14 protein-coding genes and 1 pseudogene are annotated in these 16,322 nt (G+C 56.0%); 10 read left to right on the forward strand and 5 right to left on the reverse strand.

Annotation, left to right across the window (positions count from 1 at the left end; all coding sequences use genetic code 11):
- The 4 genes from N6P30_RS23235 to hutC all read right to left on the reverse strand — a co-directional run.
- A partial coding sequence (locus N6P30_RS23235; protein ID WP_126287390.1) for a carboxymuconolactone decarboxylase family protein occupies nucleotides 1-667 on the reverse strand: 667 nt, incomplete at its 3' end.
- 231 nt (nucleotides 668-898) lie between these two features.
- A complete protein-coding gene (hutG, locus tag N6P30_RS23240; protein ID WP_000058769.1) occupies nucleotides 899-1,723 on the reverse strand; it encodes an N-formylglutamate deformylase in 825 nt (274 codons plus the stop codon).
- A complete protein-coding gene (gene hutI / locus N6P30_RS23245; protein ID WP_001515701.1) occupies nucleotides 1,720-2,982 on the reverse strand; it encodes an imidazolonepropionase in 1,263 nt (420 codons plus the stop codon). The genes hutG and hutI overlap by 4 nt, the downstream gene beginning before the upstream one ends.
- A 153-nt stretch (nucleotides 2,983-3,135) precedes the next feature.
- Nucleotides 3,136-3,936 (reverse strand): histidine utilization repressor, encoded by an 801-nt coding sequence (gene hutC / locus N6P30_RS23250; protein WP_001294851.1) that lies wholly within the window; start codon nucleotides 3,934-3,936, stop codon nucleotides 3,136-3,138.
- A gap of 241 nt (nucleotides 3,937-4,177) precedes the next feature.
- Here hutC and N6P30_RS23255 point away from each other — a divergent pair, with 241 nt between their 5' ends.
- The 10 genes from N6P30_RS23255 (at nucleotide 4,178) to N6P30_RS23300 (ending at nucleotide 15,936) form a co-directional block, all read left to right on the forward strand.
- A complete protein-coding gene (locus tag N6P30_RS23255) occupies nucleotides 4,178-5,551 on the forward strand; it encodes a formimidoylglutamate deiminase (protein ID WP_001112072.1) in 1,374 nt (457 codons plus the stop codon).
- Entirely contained in the window at nucleotides 5,548-6,144 is a 597-nt protein-coding gene (locus tag N6P30_RS23260) for a HutD family protein (RefSeq protein WP_000148344.1), read from the forward strand. Before N6P30_RS23255 ends, N6P30_RS23260 begins: the two co-directional genes overlap by 4 nt.
- Nucleotides 6,145-6,382: 238 nt before the next feature.
- Nucleotides 6,383-7,369, forward strand: coding sequence for an ABC transporter substrate-binding protein (locus N6P30_RS23265; RefSeq protein WP_000069054.1), 987 nt, complete (start codon nucleotides 6,383-6,385; stop codon nucleotides 7,367-7,369).
- An 11-nt stretch (nucleotides 7,370-7,380) separates the two neighbouring features.
- Nucleotides 7,381-8,262 carry an ABC transporter permease gene (locus tag N6P30_RS23270; RefSeq protein ID WP_001087990.1) on the forward strand — a complete coding sequence of 294 codons (882 nt, stop codon included), beginning with the start codon at nucleotides 7,381-7,383 and terminating at the stop codon, nucleotides 8,260-8,262.
- Nucleotides 8,262-9,047: an ABC transporter ATP-binding protein gene (locus N6P30_RS23275; RefSeq protein ID WP_016240370.1), complete on the forward strand. Its 786-nt coding sequence runs from the start codon at nucleotides 8,262-8,264 to the stop codon at nucleotides 9,045-9,047. Before N6P30_RS23270 ends, N6P30_RS23275 begins: the two co-directional genes overlap by 1 nt.
- Nucleotides 9,048-9,161: 114 nt before the next feature.
- Entirely contained in the window at nucleotides 9,162-10,712 is a 1,551-nt protein-coding gene (gene hutH / locus N6P30_RS23280) for a histidine ammonia-lyase (RefSeq protein ID WP_000741484.1), read from the forward strand.
- A 43-nt stretch (nucleotides 10,713-10,755) separates the two neighbouring features.
- Nucleotides 10,756-12,438, forward strand: a complete 1,683-nt coding sequence (hutU, locus tag N6P30_RS23285; protein ID WP_000993475.1) for a urocanate hydratase — start codon at nucleotides 10,756-10,758, stop codon at nucleotides 12,436-12,438.
- 58 nt (nucleotides 12,439-12,496) lie between these two features.
- Nucleotides 12,497-13,663 carry a histidinol-phosphate transaminase gene (gene hisC, locus N6P30_RS23290; protein ID WP_000135555.1) on the forward strand — a complete coding sequence of 389 codons (1,167 nt, stop codon included), beginning with the start codon at nucleotides 12,497-12,499 and terminating at the stop codon, nucleotides 13,661-13,663.
- On the forward strand, nucleotides 13,660-14,817 hold the full coding sequence (locus N6P30_RS23295; RefSeq protein WP_000217345.1) for an alpha-hydroxy acid oxidase: 1,158 nt from the start codon (nucleotides 13,660-13,662) through the stop codon (nucleotides 14,815-14,817). Before hisC ends, N6P30_RS23295 begins: the two co-directional genes overlap by 4 nt.
- A gap of 33 nt (nucleotides 14,818-14,850) precedes the next feature.
- The gene (locus N6P30_RS23300; RefSeq protein ID WP_001148851.1) at nucleotides 14,851-15,936 is read left to right on the forward strand and encodes an iron-containing alcohol dehydrogenase family protein; all 1,086 of its coding nucleotides are present in this window, start codon (nucleotides 14,851-14,853) and stop codon (nucleotides 15,934-15,936) included.
- An 89-nt stretch (nucleotides 15,937-16,025) separates the two neighbouring features.
- Here the strand turns inward: N6P30_RS23300 and N6P30_RS23305 are convergent.
- A pseudogene (locus N6P30_RS23305) lies at nucleotides 16,026-16,322 on the reverse strand (VOC family protein); the annotation flags it as partial.

Below are 16,322 nucleotides of genomic sequence, written 5' to 3' on the forward strand. Positions count from 1 at the left end.
ACGGTGTGGATAAGCCACCGTGCCGGGGCGTTTTTGTTTCATCCAGCAGCTCACCCAGCACGGGCCTGGCGTTGTCTGCCATATCAGCACCGCATTTTTGACCCAGAATTGCCGTAAATGCCCACAGCTGCTCAGCCGTCAATCCCGCATTCAGACTGATGGCATAATGGCTTTTCAGTTGGCTGGTGACACCGGGAATTGCAGCCAGAAACGAAATGGTGGCCAGCTCCCTCGTCTGCCAGCTCAGGGTGTCACGCTGGAAAATATCACCAAACAGGTGCGTTTTAAGGAACTGGTCAATTGCAGGCGCAAAGGTAAATAGCGGGCCTGTTACGGGTTTCCCGATAAGACGCGTCTGGTTTTGCGTGCCACCTTCAAGGGCATTCCAGTTCTCAGGAAAAGAGGATGCGTCTTCTCCCGCATTATCCGTAATTCCTTGCTGCTGACGCTGTTCCACCACGCCCATAAGCACGCCAAGGGCATTCAGGCTGCGAGGAAAACCGGCATAGGCATAGAGCTGAATCAGGACTTCTTTGATTTCATTGATGGTAAGGCCTGTATCCAGCCCGTGCTGTATTTCAGCAGCGAGTTTTTCTGTGTCGCCCTTTGCGGCGAAAGCCGCAATTGGAATAATGGCCTGCTGTTTATTGTCCAGCCTGTTTTGCATAACAAATCTCCGGGTGTATTGCGAAAAAGAGAAGGGCGTGCGCCCTGATACCGGCAGTGTATGCAAAGCAGGATTCAATGATAATACGGGTAAATATGCATGGACTTATGCATGGCGCTCATTAATGCGGGGATGACATCAGCAGAATACCAAAGATGGCTCCCGGGTTAATGGCATTTTGGCTTGAGGCAGACCGGATATTGGGTGCCTGCCTCATGGCATGTGTGAGGGTTATTGATAGTGGCTATCTGCCCAGTCGAGCATATTCTCAAGTAAGGATCGCAGCAGCGCCTGAAGTTGAGGGGCCTTTTCCTCTGCATACGCATAAGGCGCCATTTCGTTCATATAATTGACCTGCGCCAGTTCAAGTTGCACGGCATGAATATTCGCGTCAGGCTGTCCGTATGCCCGGGTAATATAGCCGCCCTTAAACCGGCCATTAAGCACATGGCTGAATGGCGACTGTTTCTGACAGCAATCGACCAGACGGTCGCTCAGGGCTGCAGCGCAACTGGCGCCGCCGTTGGTACCGAGGTTCAAATCAGGCAACCGACCATCAAACAGACGCGGGATAACCGATGCAATAGAATGCGCGTCAAACAGCAGTGCATAACCAAACTGGTGTTTTATCCGCGCCAGCTCTGACTGGATACGCTGGTGGTAAGGGTGCCAGATTTGCGCCAGATAGTGCCGACGATGGGCGGCTGTCGGCGTCATGCCGGGCGTAAAGCTGTCCCGACCATCAAATAAAGTCTCCGGGTACAATCCTGTGGTGGCGGTGGTATAGAGCGGCGTATCGTCAGCAGGGCGATTCAGGTCGATAACAAAACGGGAATAATTCCCGACCAGCATACTGGCGCCGAGGGCGTGAGCAAAATCGTACAGGCGGGGAATATGCCAGTCGGTATCGCCAAGCGGGCGTGCGGCATCGCTCAGACCATTGTCGACCTCCGGCGTCAGTTGTGTTCCCGCGTGGGGAATACTGATAAGCAACGGTGCACTGCCAGCCGTGAAATGGTAAGGATCGATAATGTCAGTCATAGCTGAAAGGCTCATGGATGAACGTTTCCTCGTATTTTCCCGCGATAGACCACCGTGCAGGGCAATTGACCGCCCAGCCAGTAGATCAGTTCAGCCGGTCGCGACAGCGGCCAGTGGATAAAATCGGCAACCTTACCTTCGGCAAGCGTACCGTGAGACGCGGCCAGACCGAGGGCGCGCGCGCCGTGGCACGTAATCCCGGCCAGCGCTTCCTCCGGCGTCAGACCAAACAGTGTACAGCCCATATTCAGCATCAGGCGCAATGACAGCACCGGGGATGTCCCCGGGTTGGCATCACTCGCCAGGGCCATCGGCACCTGATACTGGCGGAAAAAATTCACGGGCGGGTGCTGTTTTTCACGCAGTAAATACCATGCGCCGGGCAGCAGGACGGCGACAGTGCCGCTGGCCGCCATGGCGTGAGCATCTTCCTGGGTGGCGTATTCAAGGTGATCCGCCGACAAGGCGTGATAGTTTGCCGCCAGTGAACTGCCATGCAGGGCAGAGAGTTGTTCCGCATGCAATTTAACCGGCAACCCCAAAGCCTGTGCAGCATCAAAAATGCGCTCGACTTGTGCTGGGGAGAACGCAAGGTGCTCACAGAATGCGTCAACGGCATCCGCCAGTTTTTCTCTGGCGACAATGGGCAGCAGGGTATCGCAAATAAAGTCGATATAGTCCTCCGCCCGGTCTTTGTACTCGGGCGGCAGGGCATGGGCGGCAAGACAGGTGGACTGAATATCGACAGGCAACAGAGTGGCTAATTTGCGGATAACCCGCAACATTTTTAATTCACTGTCCAGGGTCAGCCCGTAGCCTGACTTAATTTCAAGGCAGGTGACCCCCTCGGCCAGCAGCGGTTGCAAACGCAATAAAGCCTGCCGGAGCAGTTCCTCTTCCGTGGCGTCCCGGGTGGCGTTTACAGTGGATAAAATACCACCGCCCGCCGCGGCGATTTCTGCATAGCTTACGCCATTTAACCGCTGCTCAAATTCGGCGCTGCGGTTCCCGCCGAACACCAGATGAGTATGACAATCGATAAATCCCGGGGTAATTATCCCGCCGTCGAATACATGCTGTTGTGCATGGGGAAACGCCGGGCAGTCGGCATTACGGCCAAGCCAGACAATTTTTCCCTCCGTCACTGCCAATGCGCCGTTTTCTATCACGTTGTAACGGCCATCCTGCATGGTGACCAGCGTGGCGCCGCGCCAGACACTGTCACAGTGCGCCGGGGGAGTGACAGTAAGGCAAAGGGACGAGGCTAAGGACATAGCAGACTCCGGATGATTTATCTTGTATAGACAATTAAAGTCAACCTAACCCATAACCGAAAGGGCGGCAAGGCGGCCAGAGATAGTTTTTTCTTATCGCCAACTGTCGCGTAAAGACGGGCGGCCTGTGAATGCCGCCTGCGCCAGACGCGATTAGCCGTGACTGGTAAAACGGCCAAATAACTGATAACGCGAACCCGGGTAAATCAGGCGGGCGGACGTCACAACGCGGCTGCCGCTCCAGGTTCGCCGGTGAATCAACAGGCAGGGCTCATGCTCCTCAAGTTGCAGCAAGTGGCGTTGTTCATCGCTGGCGCTGATGGCTTCAACGCGGTGCTCCCCTGCGGTCAGCGGGGCAATATCCATCAGATAGGTATATGGCGTCTGTTTATTGAGCACCTGCCGGAGGTAATCCGGCGCCGTTTCCGGGTTAACAAAACGGTCTTCAATTTGTACCGGAACGTTATTTTCGTAATGCACAATTTGGGAGTAAAACAGCGTATCACCGATGGCAATCCCCAACTGGAGCGCTTGATCGGCGTCCGCCTGGCGGGCCTCGCACACTAAAATTTTACTGTCATGACGATGACCACGTTGGGCGATTTCATCAGCAATATTATGGACCTCAAGCATCGGTGTATAGGCTTTTGCTTCGGCGACAAACGTCCCCACGCCCTGCATGCGGATTAAAAAACCTTCGCTGGTCAGTTCGCGCAGCGCCCGGTTGATGGTCATACGGCTGACGCCAATTTCATTAACCAGCTCACTTTCCGATGGAATACGTTGGTGGGGTTTCCAGACGCCGGCGCGAATCTGGCCAATGATGGCCTGTTTCACCCGCTGATAAATGGGCGCCGGTGCATCGCTCATGGCGGCGGCCAGCTCAGATAGTGTCTGCCGGGTCACGTCTTGTTGCGCCGTACCGGCCGATGAAAAAAGGGTGGGCTCAGACATGTTTCTTACCTCTCAAAAGTGCCACAGACAAGGTCATCGTTTCCCGGACGCTGGCGTATTTTCAACCGCGAAGCGTAAGCAGAAAAGCTGTGGTGAAAAACTCAAATGATAAAAAAAGGAATGGCGCAAGTTTACAGCCAAACCATGCATATGTATATGTATAGACAAGTCGCCCCAAAGTTTTGCAATTGTTTACTTATAATTGCCTTTATGTTTCTTTTCGCTGCTCAGGAACGTTGTTATGCCTGCTTATTTTGCTACACAAGCCCTGCTTGCTGAAGGATGGGCTCACAATGTGCGTCTGGATGTCGATGCTGCCGGCATGTTAACCGCCATCACGCCGGACAGCACAGCACAGGATGCTGTCCGGCTTTCAGGTCCGGTGATCCCGGGTATGCCGAATTTACACTCTCATGCATTCCAGCGGGTGATGGCCGGGCTGGCGGAGGTGGCCGGAAACCCGCAGGACAGTTTCTGGACCTGGCGTGACCTGATGTATCGCACGGTGCAGCGATTAACGCCGGACCAGGTCGGTATTATCGCCCGCCAGTTGTATATCGAGATGCTCAAAGGGGGTTATACCCAGGTCGCTGAGTTCCACTATCTGCACAATGATATCAGCGGTAACCCCTATGCTGACCGCGGCGAGATGACCGCCCAATTAAGCGCCGCTGCCGACCTTGCGGGAATCGGCCTGACGCTGTTGCCCGTGCTCTACAGCTATGCCGGGTTTGGCGGGCAACCGGCTCAGGCGGGTCAGGTGCGGTTTATTCAGGACGCTGACACCTATTTGCGCCAGCAGGCGATTATCCGCCAGCAGATAACGGGCAAAGTACTGCAAAACCAGGGCCTGTGTTTTCACTCACTACGGGCCGTGACCCCCACGCAGATGCAGCAGGTTTTACAGGCCAGCGACCCGGCATTGCCTGTACATATCCATATCGCCGAGCAGCAAAAAGAAGTCAATGACTGCCTGAGCTGGAGCGGACAACGCCCCATTGCGTGGCTGTATGATCACCTGGATATCGATGCCCGCTGGTGTCTTGTCCACGCGACACATGCGGATGAGAAAGAAGTGGCCCGCATGGCGCAAAGCGGTGCGGTTGCCGGGCTGTGCCCCACAACAGAAGCGAATCTGGGCGACGGTATTTTCCCCGGCGTCGATTATTTGGCACAGCGCGGTCACTGGGGTATTGGTTCCGACAGCCATGTTTCACTTAATGTGGTGGAAGAGCTGCGCTGGTTCGAATATGGGCAGCGCTTACGTGATCAGCGCCGCAACCGCCTGACAACGGCGACCCAAAATGTGGTGGGCGATGTGTTGTACACCCAGGCGCTTGCCGGTGGTGCGCAGGCCTGTGGCGCGCCTGTCGGGAGATTGTCAGTGGGGTATCGCGCCGACTGGCTGGTGCTGGATGGACAGGATCCTTACCTGGCGGCAGCCCGCCCCCCTGAAATTCTCAACCGCTGGTTATTTGCCGGCCACGCCGGGCAGATTCGCGATGTGTATGTTGGCGGGACCCCCCGCATTATCAATGGGCAACATGCGCAGCAACAGGCCGTTGCCGCTGATTTTCTGCAGGTACTGCGCCAACTGGCGGAGGCGACAGCATGACGGGCTGGCAGCGTTTTTCCCAGACCAGGCTGCCGGTCAGTCGCTGGCGTAATGGCGGCGGCGAAACCCGCGAAATTATCAGCTGGCCGCCAGGGCAGGCGGATTTTGACTGGCGTGCCAGCATTGCCACTGTCGCGCAGGATGGCCCGTTTTCCGCTTTCCCCGGCATTGCGCGTTCCATCACGCTGTTGAGTGGCGAGGGCATGCAACTGACTGACGGCATCGGGGTGAATCATGTGCTGAATACCGTGGGAGAACCCTTCGAGTTTAGCGGGGATCTTGCACTCCACGCACATCTTCTGGGGGGCGAGACGATGGATTTTAACCTGATGACCCGGCGTACTGTCTGTTTGCCCGGCGTTGTCGCCCTCAGGGGAAGTGGCACTGTGTCCCGTGAGCAGGGCGGTGTGCTTTTCGCCATTCAGGGTGACTGGCAATTACCGGATGGGACCCGGCTGGGCGCGGGTGAAGGTATCTGGTGGCCACCGACGTCAGACAGCTGTCAGACGACACAGTGGCCGATTTCTGCCTTGCATACTGTGGATGCACAAAAAACGCGCAGTCTGCTACTTTGGGCGGCGGTCATTGCCTGAGTTGGTGCGTCCTGCACTGGTTTGGCGCATCCTGCGCACTTATTTGATTCGACAGGCAGAGAAAACCACTGGCCACAGGCCGAAATAACCGGGAAAGCAGGCATAGCTGAACTGGCACAAAGCTTGCTTTACTTATTCGGCTTGCTTGTATAGACAAGAGTATACAGTAGCGTATTTTGCCCGGGCAGTTCACTGGCCAGGCATTTCCCCGAGACAGGTAATTTGGCAGGAGTGGCAGATGAGCAACATGATTTCCAGGACTGTGCTGAAGCGTTCGTTATCCATGTTAGGGCTGGCAGTGACATTGGGTTGCGGGGCAATAAACACCGCCATGGCGGCAGAGACTCCGGTGGCCATTGGTATTTCCGGGTGGACAGGATTCGCTCCCCTGACACTGGCCGATAAGGCAGGCATTTTCAAAAAGAATGGCCTGGACGTGACGCTGAAAATGGTACCCCAGCAATCACGCCACCTGGCCATTGCATCAGGCTCTTTGCAGTGCGCGGCGACCACGGTGGAAACCTACCTCACCTGGAATGCCAGCGGTGTGCCCATCAAGCAAATTGTGCAACTGGATAAATCCTATGGCGCGGATGGGATTGCCGTACGTGGGGGTATCAATAAAGTGGCTGACCTGAAAGGGAAAACCATCAGTGTCGATGCACCAGGAACCTCCTCCTATTTTCTGCTGGCCTGGATCCTCGATAAAAACGGCATGACGATGAAAGACGTCAAACTGGCAACCCTGGGGCCGGATGCCGCCGCTCATGCCTTTATTGCCGGGCAGAACGATGCCGCTGTGACGTACGAGCCGTATCTCTCCACCATCCGCCAAAGCCCGGACAAAGGCAAAATTCTGACCACCACACTGGATTATCCCATGGTGATGGACACCCTGGGTTGTACGCCATCCTGGCTGGATAAAAACCCCAAAGCGGCTCAGGCACTGGTAAATAGCTACTTTGAAGCCCTGGATATGATCAAAAAAGATCCGGATAAAGCCAATGAGATTATGGGGGCGGCGGTCAAAGAAACCGGCAAACAGTTTGCTGAAGAGTCCAGCTATCTGCGCTGGCAAGACCGTGATGCGAACAAGAAGTTCTTCAGTGGCGAGATTGTCACCTTTACCAACGAAGCGGCGCGTTTGCTGACGGAAATGAAAATCCTGCATAAAACGCCGGATATTAATACGTTGTATGACGCGAAGTATGTGACTCAGCCATGAAGGACCACAAGATGAACAGTCCTGTCAGTCAGGCCGCGGAATTTCCCGCCAGTACGCAGTCAGTTTTACGTGAGCCGGCGCCTCTGCCGGCAAGTAAAAAGGTCTGGCACAACCCGATGATGGTGCCACTGCGCCCCGTGGCGTCCCGTCATCGCTGGTTTTTGGGCTTCTGCTTTTTTGTGCTGTTTTTCGCGCTGTGGGCGCTGGTGACTTTTACCGGGCTGGTGTCGCCGACATTCCTTGCCAGTCCGGCCAGTATGTTGCAGGAAGGGGGGCTGTTATTTACCGATTTTGATTTCACAACAGATATCGGTATGACGGTAATGCGTGTACTGGGCGGCTTTATTCTGGCGTGCATTATCGCCGTGCCGCTGGGTATTCTGATGGGCTCATACAAACTGATCGAAGCGTTTTTTGAGCCCTTCGTTTCGTTTTGCCGCTACCTGCCCGCATCGGCGTTTGTCCCCCTGCTTATTCTGTGGGCAGGGATTGGCGAAATGCAAAAAATACTGGTGATCTTTATCGGTTCGTTCTTTCAGATAACCCTGATGGTTGCGGTGGCTGTCGGCGCGGCGCGGCGCGATCTGGTGGAAGCGGCGTATACCCTTGGCGCGACCAACAAGAGCGTGGTGCGTCGGGTGATAATCCCCGGGGCGGCGCCGGAAATTGCGGAACTGCTGCGCCTGGTGCTGGGCTGGGCATGGACCTATGTCATCGTGGCGGAACTGATTGGTTCATCCAGCGGGATAGGTCACATGATTGTCAATAGCCAGGCGTTACTCAATACCGGGCAAATGATTTTCGGCATTATCGTGATTGGCTGCATTGGATTGCTGTCTGATCTGTTGTTTAAAGCGGTGAATCGCCGCCTGTTTGTATGGAGTTCGCTGTGATGAGCTATCCGAAGCTGAGTGTTCGCCAGGTGGAACGCGTCTTCAGTGGCCCGAAAGGCGAGAAGACCCAGGCATTACTGCCCGTGGATTATCAGGTCAATGAGAACGACTTTATTACCATTCTCGGGCCTTCCGGGTGCGGTAAATCCACACTTTTACGCATTGTTGCCGGGCTGGATCAGCCCACCCGCGGCGAGGTCTGGCTGGATGGCGTGCTGGTCGATGGTCCGGGCGCGGATCGCGGCATGGTATTCCAGAGTTACACACTGTTCCCCTGGTTGACGGTTGAGCAGAATATCTGCTTTGGCCTACAGGAACGCGGCGTGAGTAAAGCGGCACAAAAAGAGCGCAGCGACTACTTTATTAATAAGGTCGGTTTACGTGGGTTTGAGCAGCATTTCCCCCGTCAGTTGTCCGGCGGTATGCAACAGCGCACAGCCATTGCCCGCGCCCTGGCCAACGACCCGAAAATTCTGCTGATGGATGAACCTTTCGGCGCACTGGATAACCAGACGCGCGTCATGATGCAGGAACTGTTGTTGTCGATATGGGAATCTTCCCGCAAAACAGTCCTGTTTGTGACCCACGATATTGATGAGGCCATTTTTATGGCCAATAAAGTGGCGATTTTCAGTGCGCGCCCCGGGCGAATCAAAACGGAAGTGGCGGTAGATTTTCCGCACCCGCGTGATTATACCCTGAAAACATCACCAGAATTTATGGCATTGAAGGCGCGTATCACGGAAGAAATTCGTACGGAAACCCTGCAAACCATCGATCACTAAGTTCGCGGTATGCAGCGCAGTTAATCATGTTTTAGCGTGAGTCAGGTTGTGCATAAACACCCGGTGTTACACCGGGTTTACTTCCCGTTTTACTTGTATATACAGGAATAGATTATGGCTGCTTCATCCACCGATTACACCCTTTGCCGCCTGCAACCCGGGCATGTCCATTTGCCCATGTTGCGACAAATATACCAGGGTAATGTCCGCCTTGCGCTGGCCGAAGAGGCCCGTGCCGATGTGCTGGCCTCCCAGGAAACAGTCACCCGCATTGTGGCATCGGGAAACGTGGTGTACGGCATTAATACCGGGTTTGGCAAACTGGCGCAAACCCGTATTCCGGCGGAACGTCTGACCGAACTGCAACGAAACCTGGTGCTGTCCCACAGTGTGGGCACAGGCAAAAACCTGGCGGATAACGTTGTTCGCCTGGTGATGGCGACGAAAATTCTCAGCCTCTCCCGGGGTCATTCCGGTATTCGTATTGAGGTGATTGATGCACTGATAACGTTATTTAATGCGGGTGTGTACCCCTGTATTCCGGAAAAAGGATCCGTCGGCGCTTCGGGCGACCTGGCGCCGCTGGCGCATTTGTCATTGATGCTGATTGGCGAAGGGCAGGTGACACTGGGTGGCGAAACGATGTCCGCGGTTGAAGGCCTGGCTGCCGCAGGGCTGAGCCCCTTTGAACTTGGGCCGAAAGAAGGTCTGGCATTACTTAACGGCACCCAGGTATCGACATCCCTCGCGTTGTCAGGTTTGTTTGAAGCAGAACGGGTGTTTTCCGCAGGCCTGGTGGCCGGGGCATTATCACTGGAAGCGATTAAAGGCTCAGTTAAACCGCTTGACCCGCGTATTCATGAAGCACGCGGCCAGGAAGGCCAGATTGCTGTCGCCGCTGCGCTGACGGCGATCCTGGCCGGTAGCGATATTGTGACATCCCATGCTAACTGCGGCCGGGTTCAGGACCCTTATTCCATTCGTTGTGTCCCTCAGGTTATGGGTGCCTGCCTTGATAACCTGCGACATGCGGCCCGCATTCTACGTATTGAAGCAAACGCAGCATCCGATAACCCTCTGGTTTTTGCCGAAAATGGCGACGTGATTTCTGGCGGGAATTTCCACGCAGAACCCGTGGCTTTCGCCGCGGACATCATTGCGCTGGCGGTTGCCGAAGTGGGGGCGATTTCTGAACGCAGAATGGCCTTATTGTTGGACAGCGGTTTGTCCGGCTTGCCGCCTTTCCTGGTAAACGATGGCGGCGTTAACTCCGGCTTTATGATTGCGCAGGTCACGGCCGCCGCGCTGGCATCAGAAAATAAATCGCTGGCACATCCGGGCAGTGTCGACAGCCTGCCCACCTCCGCCAATCAGGAAGATCACGTTTCAATGGCGACCTATGCCGCCCGCCGTCTGGGCAATATGTGTTTTAACACCAGTGTGGTTGTCGGTATCGAAGCCATGGCCGCTGCCCAGGGACTTGATTTTCATCGTCCGTTGCAAAGTTCCGCCACACTGGAAAGCGAAATGAAGGCGATTCGGCAACATGTCGCTTTTCTCGAAAAAGATCGTCTGATGGCGCCGGATGTCGAAATGATGCGTTTGTGGGCGTCCCGTGAACACTGGCCTGCGGCCATTGAAGCATTACTGCCGAGCTTTGCCTGATAACGCTTTACATAAATTTCATTTTTTATAGAAGGATATGACCATGAACGCGCCACAGAAAAATGCCGCCGCCCATGTCGTTCGCGCTCCCCAGGGAACAGCGCTGAGTTGTCAAAACTGGTTGATCGAAGCGGCTTATCGCATGATCCAAAACAACCTTGACCCCGATGTTGCCGAACGCCCGGAAGACCTGGTGGTCTATGGCGGTATTGGTAAAGCCGCCCGCAACTGGCCTGCCTTCGAAGCCATTCTGGACAGCCTGCGGGCGTTGCGTGAAGACGAAACCCTGCTGGTACAGTCCGGTAAGCCGGTCGGTGTTTTTCGCACCCATACCAATGCGCCGCGCGTGTTGATTGCTAACTCCAATATTGTGCCGCACTGGGCCCACTGGGACCACTTTCACGAACTGGATAAAGCGGGCCTGATGATGTACGGCCAGATGACAGCAGGCTCCTGGATTTACATTGGTGCGCAGGGCATTGTGCAGGGGACGTATGAAACTTTTGCCGAAGCGGGCCGACAGCACTACAACGGCGACCTGCGGGGCAAATGGATTCTGACGGCAGGGCTTGGTGGTATGGGCGGCGCCCAACCGCTGGCTGGCGTGCTGGCAGGGGCCTGCGTCCTGGCCATTGAATGCCAGGAATCCCACATTGATTTCCGTCTGCGTACCCGTTATGTGGACTATAAGACCCGCAGCCTCGATGAGGCGCTGGCGATGATTGAAAAAGCCTGTGCGGAGAAAAAAGCCATCTCTGTCGGCCTGCTGGGCAATGCCGCTGAGTTGATGCCGCAACTGGCGGCGCGGGCAAAAGCGGGTGGCCTGCGTCCGGATATTGTGACCGATCAGACCTCCGCTCATGATCCGCTTAATGGCTATCTGCCGGAAGGCTGGAGCCTGGAAAAATGGCAGGCCGCCCGTCAGTCAGATCCGCAATCCGTGGTGAAAGCCGCCCGCGCTTCTATGGCAAAACATGTCCAGGCCATGCTCGATTTTCACCATATGGGGATCCCCACCGTCGATTACGGCAACAATATCCGCCAGGTCGCCAAAGAAGAGGGCGTTGAAAACGCCTTTGATTTCCCGGGTTTTGTCCCGGCCTACATCCGCCCGCTGTTCTGTGAAGGCAAAGGGCCATTCCGTTGGGTTGCCCTTTCCGGCGACCCGGAAGATATCTATAAGACCGACGCGAAACTCAAAGAACTCTTCCCGGACAACACCAATCTGATCAACTGGCTGGACATGGCGCGTGAGCGCATTGCCTTCCAGGGGCTGCCTGCGCGTATTTGCTGGCTGGGCCTGGGTGAACGTCACCGCGCCGGGCTGGCGTTTAACGAAATGGTGCGTAACGGCGAACTGAAAGCGCCGATTGTTATTGGCCGTGATCATCTGGATACGGGGTCAGTGGCATCGCCGAACCGTGAAACCGAAGCGATGAAAGATGGCTCTGATGCGGTATCCGACTGGCCATTACTCAATGCATTGCTCAATACCGCCGGGGGTGCCACCTGGGTCAGTCTGCACCATGGTGGCGGTGTTGGCATGGGCTTTTCACAACATGCCGGGATGGTGATTGTGTGCGATGGCACTGAAGATGCCGATGCCCGACTGGCGCGTGTGCTGTGGAACGACCCTGCCACCGGGGTGATGCGCCATGCGGATGCTGGCTATGAACAGGCAAAAGCCTGTGCTGAACGTCATCATTTGAATTTGCCGATGATCTGATGCCTGAATGCCGGATGGCCTGGTGTTGTGCCTCCGGCGTTTTTTTGAGGGATATGCAATGGCTTCTGATGTAGCAGTTTCCAGTTCACTTGTTGATTCACAACAGCAGATACTGAAAAACCTCGCCAGGCCCACAGCGCGGTCATTAAGCCTGTATAACGCCGGGTTGTCGGCGGAAGCGGTACGACAGCAATATGGGTTGAGCCATATCGCCAAACTGGCCAGTAATGAAAATCCGCTGGGCGCCAGCCCGCAGGTCATCGCGGCACTGCAGGCGGATGCCGGCTTCAGCGCAGTCTATTCGGATGCTGCCAGTACAGCGCTGCGCGATGCGCTGGCAACGTATACCGGTGTGCAGGCCGGGAATATTGTTATCGGGAATGGTTCAGAAGATATCCTGCATATGCTGGCACTGGCCTTTCTCAACCCCGGGGACCGCGTGGTCACATTGCGACCTTCATTTGGTCTGCATGAGATTTTCCCGCGCATGATGGGCGCGGACGTCACCCTGGTTGACGTGAATAAGCAGCATCAGTTCGATATCGCCGCCTGGACTCAGGCACTTTCGATGCCCGCCAAAATGGTGATTTTCAGCAACCCGTCGAATCCCGTGGGCTGCATGCTCGACAATGCAGGTTTTGAGCGCATCATCGCCGCGGCACCTCAGGACTGTGTGCTGGTGATTGATGAGGCCTATTTCGAATATTGCCGGAACAACCCGGATTATCCGGACAGCCAGCGTGTGCTGGCCGCGCAGTCGCGCCCCTGGATTGTGCTGCGTACTTTTTCGAAAGCCTACGGCCTGGCGGGATTGCGGGTGGGCTATGGCTTAGCCAGTCACCCTGAACTGGTCAATCTGCTCAATCGCGTTCGCACACCGTTTAATATTAACCGTTCGGCACAAGCGGCGGCCGTGGTAGCTCTGGGGGATCAGCAACATGTTAATGACAGCATTGCGCTGGTCAGTGCGCAGCGCGACATGATGTCGGCGCAGCTCACGGCGCTGGGTTTCCGCGTTGCGCCATCCTGCGCCAACTTCCTGTTTTTTGACTGCGGGCAGCCTGCGGCAGAACTGGCGCAGCGTCTGCTGTGCGATGGCGTCATTATCAAGCCATGGCGGGAGAAGGGGTATGAACACTGGATCCGGGTGTCTGTGGGGAATGAACAGGATAACCAGCAGTTTATTCGGAGCCTGAAACGTATCCTGGCGGAGGATGCCGCGTGACAGTGTTGAACATTGATGATTTACGTCGGCAGGCAAAGCGCACGCTTCCCCGTTTTGCTTTCAGTTATCTGGAGGGTGGGGCCGATGATGAACAAACGTTACAGGATAATCGCCGTGTTTTCGGCCGCTGGCGCTTTATTCCCCCTGTGCTGACAGATGCTACGCAACGGGATTTATCCGTCACGCTGTGTGGACAGAAGCTGGCTGCGCCCTTGTTTATCGCCCCGACAGGCTACAACGGCATGCTGCGGTTTGGCGCAGATGTGATGCTGGCGCGGGCCGCCAGAGAGGCGGGCATCGGCTATATACAGAGTACGGTTTCGACGGCCTCCATTGAAGAGATCGCCGCAGAAAACATTCCCCGACACTGGTTCCAGCTCTATGTGCTGAAAGACCGCGCCGTCACGACAGGGTTACTGACCCGGGCCCGGGCGGCGGGTTGTACGACCCTGGTGGTTTCTGTGGATGCGGTGCACTTTGGCAACCGTGAAAAGGACAAACGGAATTACCGACGGCCCATGGAACTATCTCTGCCGAGCATGCTGGACATTGCGATGCATCCCGGCTGGGTGTGGCGAGCCATCAGGCCCGCAGGCATCCCTGGCTTTGGCAACCTGAAATCTTATGTTCCGGCTGACAAACAACGAGGCGCAGGTGGCGCGAGCTATTTTGCCGAACAGATGGATACCCACCTGGACTGGGCCACACTGCACTGGATCCGCACACAGTGGTCAGGTCCCCTGTTAATTAAAGGTATCCTGGCGCCTGAAGATGCCCGGCGCGCTTTTGCCGCGGGCGTGGATGGCATTGTGTTATCAAACCATGGCGGGCGACAACTGGACGGTTCAGTCAGCCCCATGGAAGTACTGCAGGAGATTCGTCAGTGCTGCGGTCCTGATGCTGTCATCCTTATCGACAGTGGATTTCGCCGTGGCACCGATGTGGTGAAAGCACTGGCGCTGGGCGCGAATGGCGTGCTGATTGGCCGACCTGTGCTCTATGGCGTCGCTGCCTTTGGTGAGGCGGGTGCGAAACAAGCGCTGAACATTATTTTGCAGGAGATGGATCGCACGCTGGCGCAACTGGGATGCACTTCGATTGCCCAGTTAGGGCCGCATTTGCTGCGTTTTCAGCCTGCTATGGCGGGGTTTTAATATGTACACCATCGTTATCACGGAGCATCAGTTATGCAGGCACAAAATATTATCTTCCCGGCGCAGATCCTGCGTGGCGCAGGTGCGGTTTCGCGTATCGGTGAGGTCTGCGGATTATTGGGTTCACGGGCGCTGATTATCGGCGGCCATAGTGGCCTGGCGGCGGTGGAAGCGCATATCCGCTATCAACTGGCGGCATCATCGGTGACGGTGGTTGGCCGGGAGTGGTTTGGCGGCGTGTGCAGCGAAAGCCATATTCATCGTCTGGCGCAAGTGGTGCAGGCCACCGGCGCAGACCTGGTCATTGGCGTGGGTGGGGGAAAAGCCCTGGATACCAGTAAAGCCGTGGGCGTGGAGACCCGTGTCCCGGTGGTCACCGTGCCAACCATTGCGGCAACCTGCGCGGCGGTGACGCCACTCACTGTCCGTTATCACGATGACGGCCATTTTCGGGATCTCTTTCCACTGAATCAGGCGCCTGCTGTGGTGATTATTGACACAGAAATCATAGCCGCCGCGCCGCTGCGCTGGTTGGCGGCAGGCCTTGGCGATACACTGGCGAAATGGTACGAGTTTCGCGCTATCAGCGCCGGGCTGGACAATCACAGCGGTATCGCCCGGGCGTCCATTGCCAACAGCCGTATCTGCTATGACCTGATCAATACCCACGGCCCCGCCGCCTGCGATGCAGTTCGCAAAGGGGTGCCCGATGCTGCGCTGGAGCAAGTACTGGATGCGATATTTATGTTTGCCGGACTGACCTCATTAATGAGCAGTGGGGCACATGCTGCTGCCGCTCATGCAATTTATGAGGGGTTTACCGTATGCGATAAAACCCGCGAATTTGGTCATGGCTTATTGGTGGGATTTGGCAACCTTTGCCTGCTGGCGCTGGAGAACCGCAGCGATGAGGAATTGCTGGAGGCCATTGGCCTGGCCCGCGCGTGCGCTATCCCGCTCAGCCTGCGGGAAATTGCTGAACTGGACAGCACGGAACTGGCGGGGATTATTGATATGGCATTGCATGCGCCGGATATGGCGAACATGCCGGCTCCGGTCACAGCGGGCGCACTGTATAGCGCCATTGCGCGTGTGGAACATCAGGCCGGGTTGTTGTAGTACCCTCAGCAGCGTATCCCGATGGTGGAAAACGTGAATACGCTGTTTCCCTGTTGTCGGTCTTCGTTCGCGCAGGTGCCCATTGTGAGTCAGTGAAACGCATAACGCCCTTCGCCCACCAAAATGGTTTGACCCTTGAGCGCCGCCGTGTCGGTGAGAAAATCGAGTTGCACCAGCGCGTTGCTGTTCCCTTGATTGAACTGGAAATACTTATCGCCAATACGCAGCGCCGGATTGCCCGCGCGCGTTGTCATCGGGAGGTCGAAGAGCGCGCTCCAGCGCCTGGCTGTGGCGTACGGGTTCTCCACTTCAAACTCGGCGGCGGACAGAGCAACCTCACCGGCAGGATGGGGCTGGATAATCCCTTGTTGGTGGAGGTGCTCCAG

It is taken from the genome of Enterobacter sp. PL1 (assembly GCF_945957325.1).
GTDB classification, from domain to species: Bacteria; Pseudomonadota; Gammaproteobacteria; order Enterobacterales; family Enterobacteriaceae; genus Enterobacter; species Enterobacter roggenkampii.